Raw genomic sequence first — 22,123 nt, 5'->3', positions numbered from 1 at the left:
ACGATGACGACGCTCGAAACGCTACTCAGCGATCCCGATGCCGCCGGGGCATGGAATCTTGTTCCGGATCGCTCGGCGGTCACCTTCAAAGTCAAGAACATGTGGGGCCTGCTCGCGGTCAAGGGCGAATTCACCAAGTTCGTCGGCCGCGGCAACCTGACTGACCAGGGCACGGTCTCCGGCTATCTCGAGGTCGACGTCGCCTCGCTGCGCACCGGTATCCGCCTGCGCGACAAGCACTTACTCTCGGCCGACTTCTTCGAGGTCGAACGCTTCCCGGAAATCCGGGTTGTGGTGACCGCCCTGCACCCGACCAAGGGCAAACACGCCGAACTGCAGGCCAGCTTCACCATCAAAGGCATCACAGACCCGGTAACCCTGCCGGTCACGGTCACCGAGTTCAGCGACGGCTCGGTGCGCATAGCCGGCGAAACCGAGATCGACCGAGTCCAGTTCGGCCTGCGGTGGAACAAGTTCGGCATTCTGGCCGTAACAGCGACCGCATCGGGCGAGGTCTGTTTCGTGAAGGCGCCATAGCAGAACGAAGTCCGTTCAGCCACCGCGCATTTGAATTCCCGGCTCTTGCTTTGCCCGAGGTCGCAGCTTCCCCTTTTCGGCTTCCGGCCGTAGCGAAACCACCTTCTCCTCCGCTTCCGAAGCCTGGTCCTGCGTGTTGGCCGACCGGTGCGACACATCGGCGGTCCGCGACGGCCGTAGCGCCGACTCCGGAATTCCCGAACCCGTCGATTGCGTCACCCGCGCTACCGGTACCGGGGCCGCTTTCGCGGCAATCTCCGGATCCGCGTTCGGCAATACTCGCAGCTGGGGAGCCGCAGCTTCGACTTCGGCCGCCGGAGGGGCCGCTGCTTCCGGTACCCGAGTTGGTGCGGCATTTCCAGCGCTTCCCGCACCAACGCCAATGCCGGCAGACCCGGTCTGATTGCCGCCCGTGGCCGGGATCGGGATCGGAACGCCCATCATTCCGGGGGTCGCGACGCCGCCGCTTGCGCTGGTAGTGCCGCCACTCAAGAGACTCGCACTGCCGACATTGCCACTGCCTGCAGTCCCCTGACCTACGTTGCTGTACATCGGGTCGGCCTGCGCCAGCCCGGCGCTGGTGCTGCTGTTGACGACGTTGGTCGTCTCCCCACCGACCGGGCCGCCGCTCGCGCCGCCGGCGTTATCGCCGCCGGCTACGTTTGCACCCTCCCCGTTGCCGCCGACATTGGTAGTACCCGCAGCTCCACTGCCTGCGCTCGTGCCCGCGGCGCCGGCGCTGCCCATACCCGGGAGGCCCTTCAGGATGCTCTGCCACGGCACCAACTGCGAGGCGAGCGCCGCGGCACCGGAGTAGTAGCCCGACATCGCAGAAACGTCCGCAGCCCACATCTCCTCGTAAATGCTCTCCGCGAACGCTATCGCCGGCGCGTTCTGGCCGAACAAATTCGACATCACCAACTGCACGAACGCGTCGCGATTGGCAGCCACGGCCGCCGGAAGCACCGTCGCTGCCTGGGCTGCCTCGAACATGCTGACCATGGCACGGGCTTGCCCGGCGGCCCCGGCGGACTGCGCCGCGGCCGCACTCAGCCACGCCGCGTACGGAGCTGCCGCAGCCGCCATCGCCGCCGCTGCCGGACCCTGCCAAGCCTGGCCCGCCAAGCCCGAGGTCACCGAGGCAAAGGATTGGGCCGCGGCCCCCAACTCGTCGGCAAGTCCCGCCCACGCGGTCGCTGCCTGCAACATGGGCGCTGAACCCGCGCCAATGAACATTCGTAAAGAGTTGATCTCCGGCGGCAGCACCCAAAAACTCACTGCACCAGTCCTCCAGAATCGCTTGCCGGGTTCCGACCCGATCTGCACACAGCGTAACGACAAATAGCCGCCGATTCGCCGCTTAGCCCTGCATTCATCATTTTCGCTCCCGCGCCCGACTTCAAGGGCGCTCCCCCACTGCGCCAGACGCCACCCCGAACCGGGCCCTGTTGGTCTCAACCAGCGCGCACCGGGCCGACGGCCACTCGTCAGGGGCCGAGGCCGGCGAGTTCACCGCAGCGGACCGGACGGTGAATCCGCCGTCTCGCGGCGCCGTGTCAACCAGTATTGACAACTACGGTTGACAGAAGCTCTAATTTATGTGCGATACGGCATTTGTTTCCATAGACGATGGTCCGCCTGCGTCTCTTGATCACGTCCGTTAGCCGCCCGGACGGTCCGCAACCGGCCCCAGGCGAAGGTTGTCGATGCGTATAACGGAGGCAGGTTTGCGGCCATGGCCAACAATTTTGGATGCCCAATTCACGAGAGCTGGTGGGCCGCAGCCAATCGCCGAGCTAAGCGACCCGGCGCAACCGGCGGTCCGCAAGGTGCGTCGTTCGTTGGCCCGACCCGGGATTGACGTATGGAAACGTTCATCCTGTCGCACCATTCGTATTTGCTGTTGCCGCTGCTTACGGCCACCGGCATTCCCGTCCCGGAAGAAGTGGTCACCGTCGCGGCGGGCGCGTTGAGCTCACCTTCAGTCGGCCGGCTCGAACCCGGGTTGGCGATCTTGGCGTGCCTGGCCGGAGTACTGGTCGGCGATTGCGCGCTGTATTGGATCGGCAGGGGTCTCGGTCAGACACACCTGGGGCGATATCACTGGTTTGCGCGGTTGGTCGACAGCGATCGAACAGGGCACGTCGAGCGCATCCTGCAGCAACATGGCGTGAAGGTGTTCCTCCTGGTGCGTTTCCTGCTGGGGATGCGTACTCCGCTGTATCTGGCAATCGGTGCCCTAAAGATGGACTTCCGCCGGTTCCTGGTGTGCGACGTGGTATGCGCGACATTGGCCGTCGGCATTTTCTTCTTACTCAGCTATCTCGGCGCTGGATGGATCAGCGGACTGATTCACCGGTCGGAATGGGCGGCGACTGCGATCTTGCTGGTGACGGCTGTGACCGGCGGATTGTATTACGGCGTCTGGAAGCGTTGGCGCGTGCAATTGAGCGCGCACGGGCCCCGATTACAAGGAAAAGCACAATGACTCAACAGTCGCCTGACACCACCCTGTTTTTTCGCGAGTTCTGCGGGAAATTCGAGACAACCGGATCGGTGATGCCGAGCACCCGCTACCTGGCCCGGGCCATGACCCGCCACCTTCGGCGCCGTGGGCCAGCGCCTATTCGCGTTCTGGACTGCGGGCCAGGCACCGGCGCGTTCACTGACCGAATTGTCGACCACCTGCGCCCGGGTGACAGATTGGACGTGGTGGAAATCAATGATTCCTTTGTCCGCGTGTTGCAGAGACGTTTTGCCACTGAACCACGCTGGCAGGCGGCCAGCAATTTCACCAATATCCACGAGGTACCGTTCCAGTATTTCGATGCCGCGGAGCCATACGATTTCATTATTTCGAGCCTGCCGCACAGCAACTTCCCCGCGATCACGGTGGCGGAGATCCTCCACTCCTACACCCGGTTGCTCAAGCCTGGAGGGGTACTCACCTACGTCGAATACCTGTACCTCCGGCAAATCCGCAGAACCCTGTCACGCGGGACCCAGCGCGCTCGCATCCGCAGTGTCGAGCAACTCATGCTGTCGCACATGAGCGAGCACGAGGTCGCCCACGAGAATGTTCTCCGGAACGTTCCGCCCGCCCGGGTACACCATTTGATCGCGCCGGCCGACGGCACCGGGGGAAACACGGGTCGTGACTGGAACACGCTCAGTGCGTAGGACCTCGCTGTCCGAGCCCCGCCTCACCGCTAGGCACGCAGTGCGCCCATCACCGAGGAGGTCACAGCACGATAGCCTCGATGCCCGCCGTGCCAAAGAAGGCTGACGAGCACAAGTAGCATCTTCACCGTGCCCGACTCCAGCGACGCTCTGCGGATCCTCGTTTACAGCAACAATGTCCAAACCCGCCAACAGGTGATGCGTGCACTGGGCAAACGGCTGCACCCTGATCTGCCGGAATTGACCTATGTCGAAATTGCGACAGCTCCGATGGTGATACAGCGGATGGACGAAGGCGGCATCGACTTGGCCATCCTCGACGGCGAGGCGACACCAGCCGGGGGCATGGGAATCGCCAAACAGCTCAAGGACGAACTCTCGACGTGCCCACCGATTCTGGTGCTCACCGGGCGGCCGGATGACTCCTGGCTGGCCAGCTGGTCGCGGGCCGAGGCCGCGGTATCGCATCCGATCGACCCGATCGTGCTCGGCCGCACGGCGCTCGGCCTGTTGCGTGCCCCCGCGCTCTGACCGCCGCGTACCGCAACCCAATGGCCCACCGGGCTACCGGGCCAACCCCAACTCCGATCAACCCCGGGGGACCCCAACGCCTCCGCGGCCACGGATCTGCAGGTGCCCGCGAGGGTTGACCCCGGGCATGGGCCCTTGCCGTAGCGCGACTATGTTGAAGGTCACTGCGGCGGTCCACAAGCCCGGCCCGTCACAGCAGCCCGGTCACCGCCCGGCCGCCGTGTCGGCGGCCAATACGACGGATCATGGAGCGACGTGAACGTCTACATACCCATCCTGGTGCTGGCGGCGCTCGCCGCCGCCTTTGCTGTGTTCTCGGTTGTGATCGCAAGCCTGGCCGGCCCGTCGCGCTTCAACCGTTCGAAGCTCGCGGCCTACGAATGCGGGATTGAACCGACAGACAGCTCGGTGAGCAGCCCGCACGCGACGGCCGGGCAGCGGTTCCCGATCAAGTACTACCTGACAGCAATGTTGTTCATCGTCTTCGACATCGAGATCGTGTTCCTGTATCCGTGGGCGGTCAGTTTCGACGCGCTGGGCACCTTCGCGCTGGTCGAGATGCTGATATTCATGCTCACGGTGTTCGTTGCCTACGCGTACGTGTGGCGGCGCGGGGGCCTGACGTGGGATTGAGGGCTGAGATGGGTTTGAGATGGGTTTGAGATGGGATTGAGGTAGGGCGTGGGACTGGAAGAACAGCTACCCGGCGGGATCCTGCTGTCGACAGTCGAGAAGGTCGCGGGCTACGTCCGCAAGAACTCGCTGTGGCCGGCGACGTTCGGCTTGGCGTGCTGCGCGATCGAAATGATGGCAACCGCCGGACCGAGGTTCGATCTGGCCCGCTTCGGGATGGAGCGATTCTCCGCGACGCCGCGGCAAGCGGATCTGATGATAGTGGCGGGACGGGTCAGCCAGAAGATGGCGCCGGTGCTGCGCCAGATCTACGACCAGATGGCCGAACCGAAATGGGTTCTCGCCATGGGGGTCTGCGCGTCTTCCGGCGGGATGTTCAACAACTACGCGATCGTCCAGGGTGTGGACCACGTTGTTCCGGTCGACATCTACCTGCCGGGTTGTCCGCCGCGTCCGGAGATGCTCCTGCACGCAATCCTCAAGCTGCACGAGAAGATTCAGGAAATGCCGTTGGGCGTCAACCGGGAACGTGCCATCGCCGAGGCCGAGGAGGCGGCGCTGCTGGCCAGGCCCACCATCGAGATGCGCGGACTGCTGCGATGAGCTCCCCAGACCAAGACCCGCGGGAGGCGATCGCCCGCGCCGACGAAGAAGTGATCGACGTTCGCCGCGGGATGTTCGGCGTCAGCGGCACCGGTGACACGTCCGGATACGGGAGGCTGGTGCGTCAGGTCACGTTGCCGGGCAGCAGCCCTCGGCCGTATGGCGGCTATTTCGACGACATTGCCGACCGCCTGGCCGAAGCGCTGCACGGCGAGGGTGTCGAATTCGACGACGCCATAGAGAAAGTCGTGGTGTACCCGCAGGGCGAGGGGGCCGAACTGACCCTGCACGTCCGCCGCGAACGACTGCCACAAGTCGCCCAACGCCTGCGCGACGAACCGGAATTGCGGTTCGAAATGTGCCTGGGCGTCAATGGAGTGCACTATCCGCACGAGACCGGCCGGGAGCTGCACGCCGTCTACCCCCTGCAGTCGATCACCCACAACCGTCGCCTCCGGCTGGAAGTGTCTGTGCCCGACAGTGATCCGCATATCCCGTCGCTGTATTCGGTCTACCCGACCAACGACTGGCATGAGCGCGAGACATATGACTTCTTCGGGATCGTCTTCGACGGGCATCCGTCACTGACCCGCATCGAGATGCCCGACGACTGGCACGGTCATCCGCAGCGCAAAGACTACCCACTCGGTGGCATCCCAGTCGAATACAAGGGCGCGCAGATACCCCCGCCCGACGAACGTAGGGGCTACAACTGATGAGCGAAACCGACACCATCCTGGTCGCCGGCGGCCAGGACTGGGAGGACATCGTCGACGCCGCCCGCAAGGCGGACCCCGGTGAACGCATCGTGGTCAACATGGGGCCGCAGCACCCGTCCACGCACGGGGTGTTGCGGCTGATCCTGGAGATCGAAGGCGAGACGATCATCGAGGCCCGCTGCGGAATCGGCTACCTGCACACCGGAATCGAGAAGAACCTCGAATACCGGTACTGGACCCAGGGCGTCACCTTCGTGACCCGGATGGATTACCTGTCACCATTTTTCAACGAAACCGCGTACTGCCTGGGTGTGGAGAAGCTGCTCGGCATCACCGACCAGATACCGGAGCGGGTCAACGTCATCCGGGTGCTGCTGATGGAGCTCAACCGCATCTCCTCGCACCTGGTCGCGTTGGCCACCGGCGGTATGGAGCTGGGCGCGATGACGGCGATGTTCATCGGTTTCCGGGCCCGCGAAATCATCCTCAACGTATTCGAGTCGATTACCGGACTGCGGATGAACCATGCCTATATCCGGCCCGGCGGCGTGGCACAGGATTTACCGCCCAACGCGGTGACCGATATCGCCGAAGCCCTCAACCAGTTGCGGCAACCGCTGCGCGAACTCGGTGATCTGCTCAACGAAAACGCCATCTGGAAAGCCCGCACCCAGGGCATCGGCTATCTCGACCTGACCGGCTGCATGGCGCTGGGTATCACCGGCCCGATTCTGCGTTCCACCGGACTACCGCACGACCTGCGCAAGAGTGAACCCTACTGTGGTTACGAAAACTACGAATTCGACGTGATCACCGATGACGCCTGTGATGCCTACGGGCGCTACATGATTCGGGTCAAAGAGATGTGGGAGTCGGTGAAGATCGTCGAGCAGTGCCTGGACAAGCTCAAGCCGGGCCCCACCATGATCGAGGACCGCAAGATCGCCTGGCCCGCCGACCTGAAGGTGGGTCCCGATGGCATGGGCAACTCGCCAGAACACATCGCCAAGATCATGGGCAGCTCGATGGAGGCACTGATCCACCACTTCAAGTTGGTGACCGAGGGCATCCGGGTACCGCCGGGCCAGGTCTACGTGGCGGTGGAATCACCGCGCGGAGAGCTCGGCGTGCACATGGTCAGCGACGGCGGCACCCGCCCCTACCGGGTGCACTACCGGGATCCGTCGTTCACCAACCTGCAGGCGGTCGCCGCGATGTGCGAGGGCGGCATGGTCGCCGACCTGATCACCGCCGTGGCCAGCATCGACCCGGTCATGGGCGGGGTGGACCGATGACCCAATCGCCCGACCCCACCTCGGCCGCTACGCGACCACATGGTCGTCAGGCTGAGACCGGACCACAGGGACAATCGGTGTTCATCCGCCTGGGGCCGCCGCCCGAAGAACCCAACCAGTTCGTCGTCGAGGGTGCGCCTCAGACGTATCCGCCGGAGGTCCAGGCGCGCCTGGAGGTCGACGCCAAGGAGATCATCGGCCGCTACCCCGACAAGCGTTCCGCACTGCTGCCGCTGCTGCACCTGGTGCAAGGCGAAGACTCCTACCTGACGCCCGCGGGCCTGGAATTCTGCGCCACTCAGCTGGGGCTGACCGGCGCCGAGGTTTCGGCGGTCGCGAGCTTCTACACCATGTACCGGCGCGGCCCCACCGGCGATTACCTGGTCGGGGTGTGCACCAACACACTGTGCGCCATCATGGGCGGCGACGCCATCTTCGAGGAACTCAAAGAGCATCTCGGCATCGGCAACGACGAAACCACCGCCGACGGCACCGTCACCCTGCAACACATCGAATGCAACGCGGCCTGCGACTACGCGCCGGTGGTGATGGTGAACTGGGAATTCTTCGACAACCAGACGCCGGAATCGGCGTGCGAACTCGTCGACTCGCTGCGTACCGGCAACCCGAAGGAGCCCACCCGCGGGGCTCCGCTGTGCGCCTTCCGGGAGACATCCCGCATCCTGGCGGGGCTGCCGGATCAGCGGCCCGATCAGGGCCAGGGCGGGGCCGGTGCGGCCACCTTGGCCGGGCTACGGGTGGCGAAGGAAAACGGCATGCAAGCCCCAGAACCCCCGGAATCGGCACCGGAAGGCAACTCATGACGGCTTCGTCGGCAACCCCGTTGACGCCGGTGATCAGCCGGTTCTGGGACGACCCCAAGTCGTGGACCCTGGAAACCTATCGGCGTCACGACGGCTACCGGGCAATGCACAAGGCCCTGTCCATGGACCCGGACGCGGTGATCGGCACCGTCAAGGATTCGGGGCTGCGCGGGCGCGGCGGCGCGGGTTTTGCCACCGGCACCAAATGGTCATTTATCCCGCAAGGCGACAAGGGTGCCGCGGCCAAGCCGCACTACCTGGTAGTCAACGCCGACGAGTCCGAACCCGGCACCTGCAAAGACATTCCGCTGATGCTGGCGACACCGCACGTGCTCGTCGAGGGAATCATCATCGCCGCGTACGCGATCCGGGCCCACCACGCCTTCATCTACGTGCGCGGCGAGGTGCTGCCGGTACTGCGCCGGCTGCAGAACGCGGTGGCCGAGGCGTACGCCGCCGGCTACCTGGGCCGCAATATCGCCGGCTCCGGCTTCGACCTCGAGCTGGTGGTGCACGCCGGCGCGGGCGCCTACATCTGCGGCGAAGAGACCGCGCTGCTGGATTCGCTGGAAGGCCGCCGCGGCCAGCCGCGGCTGCGTCCGCCCTTCCCCGCCGTGGCCGGGCTCTACGGCTGCCCGACGGTGATCAACAACGTCGAGACCATCGCCAGCGTCCCTGCGATCATCCTGCATGGCGTCGACTGGTTCCGGTCGATGGGCACCGAGAAATCGCCTGGCTTCACGCTGTATTCGTTGTCCGGTCACGTCACCCGCCCGGGCCAGTACGAGGCCCCGCTGGGCATCACGTTGCGCGAACTGCTCGACTACGCCGGCGGAGTCCGCGCCGGACACCGGCTGAAGTTCTGGACGCCGGGCGGATCCTCCACACCATTGCTTACCGACGAACACCTCGACGTGCCATTGGATTACGAAGGCGTCGGCGCGGTGGGCTCCATGCTGGGCACCAAAGCACTGGAGATCTTCGACGAGACCACCTGCGTGGTGCGTGCGGTGCGGCGCTGGACCGAGTTCTACAAGCACGAGTCATGCGGGAAATGCACACCGTGCCGGGAGGGCACATTCTGGCTGGACAAGATCTACGAGCGGCTGGAAACCGGCCGGGGCACCCATGAGGACATCGACAAACTGCTCGACATCTCGGACTCAATTTTGGGAAAAGCGTTCTGCGCGTTGGGAGATGGCGCCGCGAGCCCGGTGATGTCGTCCATCAATTACTTCCGCGACGAATACGTCGCGCATGTCGAAGGCGGCGGATGCCCGTTCGACCCCCGGGAATCCATGCTCATGGCGAACGGAGACAAGGCGTGACCCAAACGGCCGACACCGAAAACCGGGTGGCCCAGCCGGAGATGGTGACGCTGACCATCGACGGAAACGAAATAAGCGTCCCCAAAGGCACTTTGGTGATCCGCGCGGCCGAGCTGATGGGCATCCAGATCCCGCGGTTCTGCGACCACCCGCTGCTCGACCCGGTCGGCGCGTGCCGCCAATGTCTGGTCGAGGTCGAGGGACAACGAAAACCGCTGGCCTCGTGCACCACGGTCTGCACCGACGACATGGTGGTACGCACCCAGCTCACCTCGGAAGCCGCCGACAAGGCCCAGCACGGCGTCATGGAGCTGCTGCTGATCAACCATCCGCTGGACTGCCCGATGTGCGACAAGGGCGGCGAATGCCCGCTGCAGAACCAGGCCATGTCCAACGGCCGTCCCGAATCCCGCTTCACCGACGTCAAACGCACGTTCGCCAAGCCCATCAACATCTCCGCACAGGTATTGCTGGACCGGGAACGCTGCATCTTGTGCGCGCGCTGCACCCGGTTCTCCGAACAGATCGCCGGTGATCCGTTCATCGACATGCAGGAGCGCGGCGCCCTGCAGCAGGTCGGCATCTACGCCAACGAACCGTTCGACTCCTACTTCTCGGGCAACACGGTGCAGATCTGCCCTGTCGGCGCGCTGACCGGGACCGCCTACCGATTCCGGGCGCGCCCGTTCGACTTGGTCTCCAGCCCCAGCGTCTGTGAGCACTGCGCGTCGGGCTGTGCGCAACGTACCGACCACCGCCGGGGCAAGGTGCTGCGCCGGCTGGCCGGTGACGACCCGGAAGTCAACGAGGAGTGGAACTGCGACAAGGGCCGGTGGGCCTTCAGCTACGCGACCCAGCCGGACCTGCTCACCACTCCCCTGATCCGCAACACCGAGGGTGAGCTGGTGCCCGCCTCGTGGTCACACGCCATGGTGGCCGCGGCCCAGGGACTCGAGGCGGCCCGCGGACGCACCGGCGTGCTGGTCGGTGGCCGGGCCACCTGGGAAGACGCCTATGCGTACGCCAAGTTCGCGCGAATCGTGTTGGACACCAACGATGTCGACTTCAGGGCCCGGCCGCACTCAGCCGAGGAGGCCGATTTCCTGGCGGCCCGCGTCGCGGGCCGGGCACGCACCGTCAGCTACTCCGACCTGGAATCGGCTCCCGCGGTGGTGCTGGTCGGGTTCGAGCCCGAAGACGAGTCACCAATAGTCTTCCTGCGGCTGCGCAAGGCGGCCCGCAAACACAAGGTTCCGGTGTATGCGATCGCGCCATTTGCCACCCGCGGCCTGCAGAAGATGTCCGGCACGCTGATCACCACCGTTCCCGGCGCGGAGCCCGCGGCCCTGGATGGGCTGGCCACCGGTGAAGTAGGCGATCTGCTGGCCACGCCCGGCGCAGTCATCATGGTCGGCGAACGCCTGGCCACAGTGCCCGGCGGATTGTCCGCTGCGGCGCGGCTGGCCGACTCGACGGGAGCGCAGCTGGCGTGGATCCCGCGCCGCGCCGGCGAACGCGGTGCGCTGGAGGCCGGCGCGTTGCCCGGACTGCTGCCCGGTGGCCGCCCGCTGGCCGACGAGACCGCACGATCGCAGGTCCGAGAGGCCTGGCATGTGGCCGAATTGCCCACTGCGCCAGGGCATGACGCCGACGGCATGCTGGCCGCCGCCGCCGACGGCACACTGGGCGCGCTGCTGGTGGGCGGTGTCGAGCCGGGCGACTTCGCCGATCCGGACGCGGTGCTGGCCGCCCTGGACGCCGCCGGGTTCGTGGTCAGCCTGGAACTGCGGCACAGTGCCGTCACCGAACGCGCCGACGTGGTGTTCCCGGTCGCACCGACGGCGCAGAAGGCCGGTGCCTTCGTCAACTGGGAGGGTCGCTACCGCGGGTTCAAACCCGCGCTGCACGGCACCACCGCGCAGGCCGGCCAGTCGGATCACCGCGTTCTCGACGCGTTGGCCGACGAGATGGGGGTCTACTTGGGAGTGTCGACCGTGGAGGCGGCCCGCGCCGAGCTTGCCGCACTGGGCACCTGGGACGGCAAACGCGCTGCCGGCCCGCATAATTCGGCCGCGTCGTCCGCGCCCGGGCCCGCCGAACCCGGTGCGGGTGAGGCCATCCTGACCGGTTGGCGGATGCTGCTCGACGCGGGCCGGCTACAGGACGGCGAACCGCACCTCGCCGGCACCGCGCGCCCGCCTCTGGTGCGGCTGTCGGCCGGCACCGCAGCCGAGATCGGCGCTGACGACGGCGACGAGGTCACCGTCAGCACCGCCCGCGGCTCAATCACCTTGCCGCTCAAAGTCACCGACATGCCCGATCGGGTGGTGTGGCTTCCGCTGAACTCCCCGGGCTCGGCAGTGCATCGGCAGCTGGGCGCGACTCAGGGCAGCGTCGTGCGAATTGGAGTGAGCGAATGACCCGCGCCGGCGACGACGCAGAACGAACTGATGTGGAGGAGCGGTGCCGATGACCCCGTTCGGGCACGACACGTGGTGGCTGGTAGCGGCCAAGGCGATAGCCATCTTCGCCTTCCTCATGCTGACCGTCCTGGTGGCGATCCTGGCCGAACGAAAACTCCTCGGCCGGATGCAACTACGACCCGGCCCCAACCGGGTGGGGCCGCACGGCGCGTTGCAGAGTCTCGCCGACGGAATCAAGCTGGCGCTCAAGGAAAGCATCACTCCCGGCGGCATCGACAAGTTCGTGTATTTCCTGGCGCCGATCATCTCGGTGATTCCTGCGTTCACGGCATTCGCGTTCGTTCCGTTCGGCCCCGAGGTGTCGGTGTTCGGCCACCGGACGCCGCTGCAACTGACCGATCTGCCGGTCGCGGTGCTGTTCATCCTGGCCATGTCGGCCGTCGGGGTATACGGCATCGTGCTCGGCGGTTGGGCGTCCGGCTCCACCTATCCGCTACTCGGCGGTGTGCGCTCGACCGCTCAGGTGATCTCCTACGAAGTCGCGATGGGGTTGTCGTTCGCCACCGTGTTCCTCTACGCCGGCACCATGTCGACGTCACAGATCATCGCCGCACAAGACCGGGTCTGGTACGTCTTCTTGTTGCTGCCGTCGTTCGTGATCTACCTCATCTCCATGGTGGGCGAGACCAACCGGGCGCCGTTCGACCTGCCCGAAGCAGAGGGTGAGCTGGTCGCGGGTTTCCACACGGAGTACTCGTCGCTGAAGTTCGCGATGTTCATGCTCGCCGAATACGTCAACATGACAACCGTTTCGGCGCTGGCCGCGACGATGTTCCTGGGCGGCTGGCATGCTCCCTGGCCGTTGAACATGTGGGCCGGAGCCAACACCGGCTGGTGGCCGCTGCTCTGGTTCACCGCCAAGGTGTGGGGCTTTTTGTTCATCTACTTCTGGCTGCGGGCCACATTGCCGCGGCTTCGCTACGACCAATTCATGGCGCTGGGCTGGAAATTGCTGATTCCCGTCTCACTGCTGTGGATCATGATCGCCGCCGTGATCCGCGCGCTGCGCAACCAGGGATATCAGTATTGGACGGCGACATTGGTGGTCAGCAGCCTCGTCGTGACCACGGGCCTGGTGATGTCGCTGCGGAGCCCGGGCTCCCGGGTGAAGCGCCGCCAACAGCGCGCTGAGCGCACGGCCGAGCGCGGCGCCGCCGAACCGGTATTTCCGACCCCGCCGCTGCCCATGAAGCCACTGGCCCAGCCAGTTGGTGCGAGTAAGGAGAACGCACGTGGCTAGACTCCTGGACGCCGTAGCCGGATTCGGCGTGACCCTCGGGTCGATGTTCAAGAAAACCGTCACCGAGGAGTATCCGGAAAAGCCGGGTCCGGTAGCACCGCGTTACCACGGCCGTCATCAGCTCAACCGGTACCCCGACGGTTTGGAGAAATGTATCGGTTGCGAGTTGTGCGCCTGGGCGTGCCCGGCCGACGCGATCTACGTGGAGGGCGCCGACAACACCGAAGAGGCACGGTATTCCCCCGGCGAGCGTTACGGCCGGGTGTACCAGATCAACTACCTGCGGTGCATCGGTTGCGGTCTGTGCATCGAGGCGTGCCCCACCCGGGCGCTGACGATGACCAACGACTACGAGATGGCCGACGACAACCGCGCCGACCTGATCTATGAGAAGGACCGGCTGCTGGCCCCGCTGCTGCCCGAAATGACCGCGCCCCCGCACCCCAGGGCTCCCGGCGCCACCGACAAGGACTACTACCTCGGCAACGTGACTCCGAACGGCGTGCGCGAGCCGCAGCAAGCCGGAGACTTGCGGTGACCGCACTCCTGGCTTCTGATCTGGCGTCTAATTTGGCGCAAGACACCATCGTTCGGACGTCCACCGGTGAAGCGGTGACGTTCTGGATTCTCGGGGCGCTGGCGCTGATCGGCGCGCTCGCGGTGGTGCTGGCCGTCAACGCGGTGTACTCGGCGATGTTCTTGGCGATGACGATGATCATCCTGGCGGTGTTCTACATGGTCCAGGACGCGCTGTTTCTGGGCGTCGTCCAGGTCGTGGTCTATACCGGGGCGGTGATGATGCTGTTCTTGTTCGTGCTGATGCTGATCGGCGTGGACTCCGCGGAGTCACTGAAGGAGACCTTGCGCGGCCAGCGGGTCGCCGCGGTGGGCACCGGGATCGGGTTCGGCATCCTGCTGGTCGGCGGCATCGGCAACGTGGCGACTGGCGGTTTCGCCGGGCTGACCGCGGCCAACGCCAACGGCAACGTCGAGGGCCTGGCGGCGCTGATCTTCTTTCGCTATCTGTGGGCTTTCGAGTTGACCAGCGCGCTGTTGATCACCGCGGCCATCGGGGCGATGGTGCTGGCTCACCGAGAACGCTTCGAGCGCCGCAAGACCCAGCGGGAGCTCTCCGAGGAGCGCTTCCGTCCCGGCGGGCACCCCACCCCGATGCCCAACCCGGGTGTCTACGCGCGCCGCAACGCGGTCGATGTGGCGGCGCGGCTGCCCGACGGCACGTATTCGGAGTTGTCGGTCTCGTCGATCCTGCGCAGCCGCGGCGCGGACGGCACGGCGACCGCCGACACGGTCAAAGGTGGTACGTCGTGAACCCGGCCAATTACCTCTACCTTTCGGCGCTGCTGTTCACCATCGGCGCCTCCGGCGTGCTGTTGCGACGCAACGCGATCGTCATGTTCATGTGCGTGGAGCTGATGCTCAACGCCGTCAACCTGGCTTTCGTCACGTTCGCGCGGATGCACGGCCATCTCGACGGACAGATGATTGCCTTCTTCACCATGGTGGTGGCCGCCTGCGAAGTCGTCGTCGGTCTGGCCATCATCATGACGATTTTCCGTGCCCGCAAATCGGCGTCGGTCGACGACGCGAACCTACTCAAAGGCTAAGAACGCCAAGATGACTGACTACACCTGGCTGCTGGTGGCGCTGCCGCTGGTGGGTGCCGCGATCTTGCTGTTCGGCGGCAGACGAACCGACGCGTGGGGTCATTGGCTGGGTTGCGCCGCGGCCGTCGCGGCGTTCGGCGTGGGTGCGGCGTTGCTTGCCGAGATGCTCGGCCGGGCCGAGGGTGACCGCGTCATCCGCCAGACGGTGTTCACCTGGATTCCGGTGGGCGGGCTCCAGGTCGACTTCGGACTGCAGCTCGACCAGTTGTCGATGTGCTTCGTGCTGCTGATCACCGGCGTCGGATCGCTCATCCACATCTATTCGGTCGCCTACATGAAAGATGACCCGGACCGCCGCCGGTTTTTCGGCTACCTGAACCTGTTTTTGGCCTCGATGCTGCTGCTGGTGGTTGCCGACAACTATGCGTTGCTCTATGTCGGCTGGGAAGGCGTGGGCCTGGCGTCGTACCTGCTGATCGGTTTCTGGTATCACAAGCCGTCGGCGGCCACGGCCGCCAAGAAGGCGTTCGTGATGAACCGGGTCGGCGACGCCGGTCTGGCGTTGGGCATGTTCGTCATGTTCGCCACGTTCGGGACGCTGTCCTACGCCGGAGTGTTCGCCGGTGCGCCGGCGGCCAGTCGCGGTGCGCTGACCGCGATGGGGTTGCTGCTGCTGTTGGGCGCGTGCGCCAAATCCGCCCAGGTTCCGCTGCAGGCCTGGCTGGGCGACGCGATGGAGGGCCCCACCCCGGTGTCCGCGCTGATCCACGCCGCCACCATGGTGACCGCCGGCGTGTATCTGATCGTGCGGTCCAACCCGCTGTACAACCTGTCGCCGGAGGCGCAGCTGGCCGTGGTCGTCGTCGGTGCGGTCACCTTGCTGTTCGGGGCTTTCATCGGCTGCGCCAAGGACGACATCAAACGCGCGCTGGCCGCTTCGACGATGAGCCAGATCGGCTACATGGTGTTGGCCGCCGGTCTGGGCCCGGCCGGTTATGCCTTTGCGATCATGCATCTGCTCACCCACGGTTTCTTCAAGGCCGGCCTGTTCCTCGGATCCGGCGCGGTGATCCACGCGATGGACGAAGAACAGGACATGCGCCGCTACGGCGGGTTGCGGGCCGCCCTGCCGGTCACGTTCGTCACCTTCGGGCTGGCCTATCTGGCGATCATCGGGGTGCCGCCGTTCGCGGGCTTTTTCTCCAAGGACGCGATCATCGAAGCGGCCCTGGGTGTCGGCGGAGCCCGCGGATACGTCCTGGGCGGAGCCGCGCTGCTGGGTGCCGGCGTCACCGCGTTCTACATGACGCGGGTGATGCTGATGACCTTCTTCGGCAAAAAGCGTTGGGCGCCTGGGTCGCATCCGCACGAAGCGCCGGGGCTGATGACATGGCCGATGATCCTGCTGGCCGTCGGCTCGGTGTTTTCCGGGGGCTTGTTCGCGGTCGGCGGAACGCTTCGGCACTGGCTCGAGCCCGTCGTCGGCGTACCGGAAGAAGCCACCCACGCCATCCCGGCCTGGGTCAGCACCACGGTGGCGCTCGCCGTCGTCGCCGCCGGAATCGCGGTGGCCTACCGGATGTATGCCACCGCACCGGTCCCGCGGGTGGCCCCCACCCAGGTGTCGGTGCTGACGACGGCCGCGCGCGCCGACCTCTACGGCGACGCCTTCAACGAGGAGGTGTTCATGCGTCCCAGCGCCCGGCTGACGGACACGCTGGTCGAAGTCGACAACGCGGGGGTGGACGGCTCGGTCAACGCGTTGGCCGCGCTGGTGAGCCGGACGTCGAACCGACTGCGACGCATGCAAACCGGCTTCGCCCGTAACTACGCGCTGTCGATGTTGGCCGGCGCGGTCCTGGTGGCCGCGGTGCTGTTGGCGGTGAACCTGTGGTGAGCAACTTTGCCTGGCTGAGCACGCTGTGGTTGGTGCCGCTGGCCGGTTCGGTGTTGATCATCCTGCTGCCCCCCGGACTGCGCCGACTGGCCAAGTGGACGGGGGTGATCGTCAGCGTCGCGACGCTGGCCGTCTCGGTCGTGGTCGCCACCGGGTTCAAGCCCGGTGGCGAGCCGTTCCAGTTCGTCGAAAAGCATTCCTGGATACCGGCTTTCGGTGCCGGCTATACCCTCGGGGTGGACGGCATCGCGGTGGTGCTGGTGCTGCTGACCACGGTGCTGATTCCGCTGCTGCTCGTAGCCGGCTGGAACGACGGAGATGGTGGCGACCCCCAGCGCCCGGCTTCGCCGAGCTTGCGATCGTCACGAAGTGGCGAGCGAACTCGCGGGGTGCACGCGTATGTCGCCTTGACCCTGGCCATCGAGTCGATGGTGCTGATCTCGCTTGTCGCGCTGGACGTGCTGCTGTTCTACGTGTTCTTCGAAGCCATGCTGATCCCGATGTACTTCCTCATCGGCGGCTTCGGCCAGGGTCCGGGGCGCTCGCGCGCCGCGGTGAAGTTCTTGCTGTACAACCTGTTCGGCGGGCTGATCATGCTGGCCGCGGTGATCGGGCTATACGTGGTGACCGCGCAGCATGGTCCGGGAACCTTCGACTTCCGCGAGATCGTGGCCGGTGTTGCCTCGGGCCGCTACGGCATCGACCCGGCGGTGTTCAAGGCGCTGTTCCTGGGGTTCATGTTCGCGTTCGCCGTCAAGGCGCCGCTGTGGCCCTTCCACCGCTGGCTGCCCGACGCCGCGGTCGAGTCCACACCCGCGACCGCGGTGCTGATGATGGCGGTGATGGACAAGGTCGGCACCTTCGGTATGCTGCGTTACTGCCTGCAGTTATTCCCTGACGCGTCAACGTATTTCCGTCCGCTGATCGTGACGCTGGCCATCATCGGCGTGATCTACGGTGCGGTGGTGGCCATCGGCCAGACCGACATCATGCGGCTGATCGCCTACACCTCGATCTCGCACTTCGGGTTCATCATCGCGGGCATCTTCGTGATGACCACCCAGGGCCAGAGCGGGTCGACGCTCTACATGCTCAACCACGGCCTGTCCACGGCGGCGGTGTTCCTGATCGCCGGCTTCCTGATTTCCCGCCACGGCAGCCGGTCGATCGCCGACTACGGCGGTGTGCAGAAGGTGGCGCCGATTCTGGCCGGCACGTTCCTGGTTTCGGCCATGGCAACCCTGTCGCTGCCTGGCCTGGCCCCGTTCGTCAGCGAATTCCTGGTGCTGCTGGGCACTTACAACCGCTACTGGCTGGCCGCGGCGTTCGGCGTCACCGCGCTGGTTCTGTCTGCCATCTACATGCTGTGGCTCTACCAGCGGGTGATGACCGGGCCGGTGGCCAAGGGCAACGAACGAATCGGTGATCTGGTGCCCCGCGAGATGATTGTGGTGGCACCGCTGATCGCGTTACTGCTCGTGCTGGGGGTCTACCCCAAACCGATGCTCGACCTCATCAACCCCGCGGTCGAGAACACCATGACCACCATCGGCCAGCATGATCCCGCGCCTCACGTACCCGTGAGCACCGGAGTTCCCCGGACAGCCGAAGGACCGCACCAATGACCTTGCCCAGCCCCAGCATTGAGTACTTCCTGCTCTGCCCGATGCTGATCGTCTTCGGCGTCGCTGTCGTGGGGGTGCTGGTCGAAGCGTTCCTACCTCGCCGCATGCGATACGGCGCCCAGGTGACGCTCACCGTCGGCGGATTGATCGCCGCATTCATCACGGTCATCATGGTGGCCAGGTCGGTTCCGGCGTCCGGCCGCCGCGCAGTGCTCGGGTCGGTAGCGGTGGATCGACCGGCGCTGTTCCTACAAGGCACCGTGCTGCTCGTCGCCGTGCTGGCGGTCATCTTCATCGCCGAACGCAGCGCGCACCGGGCTGCCGCACCGAACAGGGTGACGGTCGCCGCGGGCAGCGGCGGGCTGGATTCCTTTACGCCGCAGGCTTCCGCGGTGCCAGGCAGCGCGGCCGAGCACGAGGCCGAACGGGCCGGCGCCGCGCAAACCGAGATCTTCCCGCTGCTGACGCTGTCGGTCGGCGGCATGATGGTCTTCTCCGCGTCCAACGACCTACTAACGATGTTCGTGGCGCTCGAAGTCTTGTCCCTGCCGCTGTACTTGATGTGCGGGCTCGCTCGTCACCGCCGGCTACTGTCGCAGGAAGCGGCGTTGAAGTACTTTTTGCTGGGCGCCTTCTCGTCGGCGTTCTTCCTCTACGGCGTCGCATTGCTCTACGGTGCGACCGGCACGCTGACCCTGTCCGGTATCCGCGATTCGCTTACGGCACAAAGTGATACCTCAATGGCATTGGTAGGCGTCGGGCTGCTGTCGGTCGGCCTGCTGTTCAAAGTCGGCGCGGTCCCCTTCCATTCCTGGATTCCCGACGTATATCAGGGAGCGCCCACCCCGATCACGGGATTCATGGCGGCCGCCACCAAGGTCGCGGCGTTCGGCGCACTGCTACGCGTCGTCTATGTCGCGCTGCCGCCGCTCCACGACCAGTGGCGCCCGGTGCTGTGGGCAATTTCGATCCTGACCATGGCGGTGGCCACCATCACCGCGGTGAACCAGACCGACGTCAAACGGATGCTCGCCTATTCGTCGGTCGCACACGTCGGCTTCATCCTCACCGGCGTCATCGCCGACAACCAAGCCGGCCTGTCGGCAACGTTGTTCTATCTGGTCGCCTACAGCTTCTCCACGGTGGGCGCATTCGCCATCGTGGGCCTGATCCGCAACACCGAAGGCGTCGAGGACGCCAACCTGTCGCACTGGGCGGGGCTGGGTCAGCGTTCACCCATTGTGGGCGTAATGCTTTCGATGTTTCTGCTGGCGTTCGCCGGCATCCCACTGACCAGTGGCTTTATCAGCAAGTTCGCGGTGTTCAGGGCCGCGGCCCAGGGCGGCGCGGTGCCGCTGGTGATCATCGGTGTGATCGCCAGCGGGGTCGCCGCCTACTTCTACGTGCGCGTGATCGTGCTGATGTTCTTCACCGAAGGCACCCACGACACACCGCAAGTGGTGGCACCGGGCGTGCTGAGCAAGGCCGCCATCGCCATATGCGCCCTCGTCACAGTGGTTTTGGGGATCTTCCCGCAGCCGGTGCTCGATCTGGCCGAGCAAGCCGCGCAGCTGCTGCACTAGCGCCCGGACGGTGCTGTCCAGGCACCGCGCTCAGCGGTGTCCGGGACCGCCGCGACCACCCTCGTTCCGGCTGCTGCCCGATTTCCTAATTGGCACACCAGGGTCGCCGGCTGCTGATAGATTCAACGACCACATATCCACGCGGCGAAGTCGGGCTATTCGCGAGGAGCGCTTCGTGGACATGAAACCGCAGAAATGGTGTCTGGCTCCGCCGACAGATATTGAATATCGGGCGATCGCTGTTCGGCAGCAGTCGTGAAAATTGGAGTGAAATGACGGTCGCACAGGTTTCACATCAGGCGATGACACCGCGCCAGCGGATGACCGTTGTCGCGACCGGTCTCGGAATCTTCATGGTGTTTGTGGACATCAACATCGTGAACGTTGCGTTGCCCAGCATCCAAGCCGTTTACAAGACGGGTGAGCAAGGTCTTCAGTGGGCGGTCGCCGGCTACAGCCTCGGTATGGCTGCCGTGCTGATGAGTTGCGCCTTGCTGGGCGATCGGTATGGGCGCCGGCGCGGATTTTTCATCGGGCTGGGGGTATTCGCCGCCGCGTCCATGATCTGTGCCGTACCGGTGAGCCTGGGAATACTCACGGTGGCGCGAGTCGTCCAGGGCGTGGGCGCGGCCTTCATTTCGGTGCTCTCGCTTGCATTGCTGAGTCACGCTTTCCCCGATCCGGGGATGAAAGCGCGGGCCATAGCCGGCTGGATGGCCATTGGCTGCATCGGCGCGGGTTCAGCCCCGGCATTGGGCGGAATTCTGGTAGAGGAGATGGGCTGGCGTAGCGTCTTCGCGGTGAACGTGCCGCTGGGAGCGGCCGTCTGGTTGCTGACCCGTCTGAGCGTGACCGAATCCAAGGATCCCGATCCCACCCAGCTGGACTGGCCGGGACAACTGATGTTTGCTCCCGCGGTCGCCCTGCTCGCGTACGCGATCATCGAGGCGCCGAGGGCGGACCGACAGCCCGGACTAATGGTCATATTGCTGTCGGTCGCGTTCGTGCTACTGTGGTTTTTCGTCCAGCACGAGCGTCGCGCCGTGTTTCCGCTGATTGATCTTCAGTTGTTTACCCACCCGGTCTACCGGTCGGCGCTGGTGGTCTACTTCGTGGTGATGTCCTGTTATTTCGGGACGTTGATGGTTATCACCCAGCATTTCCAGAACGTGCGTGGCTTCACTCCGCTGCAGGCGGGTCTGTTGATGTTGCCGGTTCCAGTGGGATTTGGAATTGCGAGCCTACTGGCGGGGCGGGCGGTGGAAAGCTGGGGCCCCAGGCTGCCGGTGCTGATTTGTCTGGCGGCAATGATTGTCGGGCTGGCGCTCTTCGGGATCGCCATTGGTCGCGTGATGCCAGTAGTGGTTGCCGGCCTGGCGTTGTTCGGAGCGGGGGCGGGCGGGTGCGCCACCCCGCTATTGCATATCGCAATGACCGAGGTCGACGATCATCGAGCCGGTATGGCTGCCGGACTGATCAATCTGCAGCGGTCACTGGGCAGCATTTTCGGTGTCGCCTTGCTTGGTTCGATCCTCGCGGGTTGGCTGAGCGTCGCTCTGCCGGAGCGTTTGGATGACGTGATCAGTGATCCCGCTGAGCGCGCGTCGGTTCTTTCTTCGGTGGTCGACGGCGCGAATCCGCGTGCTCACGCTGCTGAAATCGGGCCCGGACACCCGACGACGTCACAGCAGGAGCAGACGATCGTGCGCGTCGCGGACAAAGAGTTCATTCGCGGCGTCCAACTCGCAGTTGCCGGCGCTGCGGTGTTGCTCTCGGCTGCGCTCGTCCTTGGTGTGCGACGCTTCCCGAGTGGCCACCGCACCGTAAAGCGCTGAAAGCCACTCTCTGCCAATACTTTTGACTGGGGCACCGATCTCCCACGCCGAACCGGCCAGCTGACATAGTCGATGTGCCGCTCCCCCATGCCCCTGGCGTCGCGTCGCAGCGGGCTTCTCAACCGGTCCGAAAGAAACGGGGCACCGAACCGGCCGAGTGCAGGACAGGCGTCGCCGCCGGCACA

The 22,123-nt window shown here is 65.3% G+C and carries 20 protein-coding genes; 19 read left to right on the top strand and 1 reads right to left on the bottom strand.

The window, feature by feature from the left end; translation table 11 throughout:
• Positions 1–3 precede the first annotated feature (3 nt).
• The gene (locus tag MKAN_RS21230; protein WP_023371914.1) at positions 4–537 is read left to right on the top strand and encodes a YceI family protein; all 534 of its coding nucleotides are present in this window, start codon (positions 4–6) and stop codon (positions 535–537) included.
• A 15-nt stretch (positions 538–552) separates the two neighbouring features.
• Here MKAN_RS21230 and MKAN_RS21225 read toward each other — a convergent pair whose 3' ends face one another.
• Positions 553–1,815, bottom strand: coding sequence for a PPE family protein (locus tag MKAN_RS21225; protein WP_023371913.1), 1,263 nt, complete (start codon positions 1,813–1,815; stop codon positions 553–555).
• A gap of 586 nt (positions 1,816–2,401) precedes the next feature.
• Here MKAN_RS21225 and MKAN_RS21220 point away from each other — a divergent pair.
• The 18 genes from MKAN_RS21220 (at position 2,402) to MKAN_RS21135 (ending at position 21,938) form a co-directional block, all read left to right on the top strand.
• Positions 2,402–3,025 carry a DedA family protein gene (locus MKAN_RS21220; protein WP_023371912.1) on the top strand — a complete coding sequence of 208 codons (624 nt, stop codon included), beginning with the start codon at positions 2,402–2,404 and terminating at the stop codon, positions 3,023–3,025.
• Complete coding sequence (locus tag MKAN_RS21215) at positions 3,022–3,717, top strand: class I SAM-dependent methyltransferase (RefSeq protein WP_023371911.1); 696 nt, start codon at positions 3,022–3,024, stop codon at positions 3,715–3,717. Before MKAN_RS21220 ends, MKAN_RS21215 begins: the two co-directional genes overlap by 4 nt.
• Positions 3,718–3,846: 129 nt before the next feature.
• Positions 3,847–4,248, top strand: a complete 402-nt coding sequence (locus MKAN_RS21210; protein ID WP_023371910.1) for an Rv3143 family two-component system response regulator — start codon at positions 3,847–3,849, stop codon at positions 4,246–4,248.
• Between the two features lie 255 nt (positions 4,249–4,503).
• Complete coding sequence (locus MKAN_RS21205; RefSeq protein WP_023371909.1) at positions 4,504–4,881, top strand: NADH-quinone oxidoreductase subunit A; 378 nt, start codon at positions 4,504–4,506, stop codon at positions 4,879–4,881.
• Positions 4,882–4,929: 48 nt separating this feature from the next.
• Positions 4,930–5,484 (top strand): NuoB/complex I 20 kDa subunit family protein, encoded by a 555-nt coding sequence (locus tag MKAN_RS21200; protein WP_023371908.1) that lies wholly within the window; start codon positions 4,930–4,932, stop codon positions 5,482–5,484.
• Complete coding sequence (locus MKAN_RS21195; RefSeq protein ID WP_023371907.1) at positions 5,481–6,200, top strand: NADH-quinone oxidoreductase subunit C; 720 nt, start codon at positions 5,481–5,483, stop codon at positions 6,198–6,200. The genes MKAN_RS21200 and MKAN_RS21195 overlap by 4 nt, the downstream gene beginning before the upstream one ends.
• Positions 6,200–7,498 (top strand): NADH dehydrogenase (quinone) subunit D, encoded by a 1,299-nt coding sequence (nuoD, locus tag MKAN_RS21190; protein WP_023371906.1) that lies wholly within the window; start codon positions 6,200–6,202, stop codon positions 7,496–7,498. The genes MKAN_RS21195 and nuoD overlap by 1 nt, the downstream gene beginning before the upstream one ends.
• On the top strand, positions 7,495–8,322 hold the full coding sequence (gene nuoE / locus MKAN_RS21185) for an NADH-quinone oxidoreductase subunit NuoE (protein WP_023371905.1): 828 nt from the start codon (positions 7,495–7,497) through the stop codon (positions 8,320–8,322). Before nuoD ends, nuoE begins: the two co-directional genes overlap by 4 nt.
• Entirely contained in the window at positions 8,319–9,650 is a 1,332-nt protein-coding gene (gene nuoF, locus MKAN_RS21180) for an NADH-quinone oxidoreductase subunit NuoF (RefSeq protein ID WP_023371904.1), read from the top strand. Before nuoE ends, nuoF begins: the two co-directional genes overlap by 4 nt.
• Positions 9,647–12,070, top strand: coding sequence for an NADH-quinone oxidoreductase subunit G (locus MKAN_RS21175; RefSeq protein WP_023371903.1), 2,424 nt, complete (start codon positions 9,647–9,649; stop codon positions 12,068–12,070). Before nuoF ends, MKAN_RS21175 begins: the two co-directional genes overlap by 4 nt.
• 49 nt (positions 12,071–12,119) lie before the next feature.
• The gene (nuoH, locus tag MKAN_RS21170; RefSeq protein WP_023371902.1) at positions 12,120–13,373 is read left to right on the top strand and encodes an NADH-quinone oxidoreductase subunit NuoH; all 1,254 of its coding nucleotides are present in this window, start codon (positions 12,120–12,122) and stop codon (positions 13,371–13,373) included.
• A gap of 43 nt (positions 13,374–13,416) precedes the next feature.
• Entirely contained in the window at positions 13,417–13,911 is a 495-nt protein-coding gene (gene nuoI / locus MKAN_RS21165; protein ID WP_404824098.1) for an NADH-quinone oxidoreductase subunit NuoI, read from the top strand.
• Between the two features lie 20 nt (positions 13,912–13,931).
• Positions 13,932–14,702, top strand: a complete 771-nt coding sequence (locus MKAN_RS21160; protein ID WP_099185084.1) for an NADH-quinone oxidoreductase subunit J — start codon at positions 13,932–13,934, stop codon at positions 14,700–14,702.
• Positions 14,699–14,998 carry an NADH-quinone oxidoreductase subunit NuoK gene (gene nuoK, locus MKAN_RS21155; RefSeq protein ID WP_007168303.1) on the top strand — a complete coding sequence of 100 codons (300 nt, stop codon included), beginning with the start codon at positions 14,699–14,701 and terminating at the stop codon, positions 14,996–14,998. Before MKAN_RS21160 ends, nuoK begins: the two co-directional genes overlap by 4 nt.
• A 10-nt stretch (positions 14,999–15,008) precedes the next feature.
• Positions 15,009–16,895, top strand: a complete 1,887-nt coding sequence (nuoL, locus tag MKAN_RS21150) for an NADH-quinone oxidoreductase subunit L (protein WP_023371899.1) — start codon at positions 15,009–15,011, stop codon at positions 16,893–16,895.
• Positions 16,892–18,520 (top strand): NADH-quinone oxidoreductase subunit M, encoded by a 1,629-nt coding sequence (locus MKAN_RS21145; protein WP_099184670.1) that lies wholly within the window; start codon positions 16,892–16,894, stop codon positions 18,518–18,520. Before nuoL ends, MKAN_RS21145 begins: the two co-directional genes overlap by 4 nt.
• Entirely contained in the window at positions 18,517–20,103 is a 1,587-nt protein-coding gene (nuoN, locus tag MKAN_RS21140; protein WP_023371897.1) for an NADH-quinone oxidoreductase subunit NuoN, read from the top strand. Before MKAN_RS21145 ends, nuoN begins: the two co-directional genes overlap by 4 nt.
• A gap of 302 nt (positions 20,104–20,405) precedes the next feature.
• Positions 20,406–21,938 (top strand): MFS transporter, encoded by a 1,533-nt coding sequence (locus MKAN_RS21135; protein WP_036391789.1) that lies wholly within the window; start codon positions 20,406–20,408, stop codon positions 21,936–21,938.
• The last annotated feature ends 185 nt before the right edge of the window (positions 21,939–22,123 follow it).

Source organism: Mycobacterium kansasii ATCC 12478 (assembly GCF_000157895.3).
Lineage (GTDB): Bacteria > Actinomycetota > Actinomycetes > Mycobacteriales > Mycobacteriaceae > Mycobacterium > Mycobacterium kansasii.
This window is presented reverse-complemented; position numbering and strand designations above follow the sequence as displayed.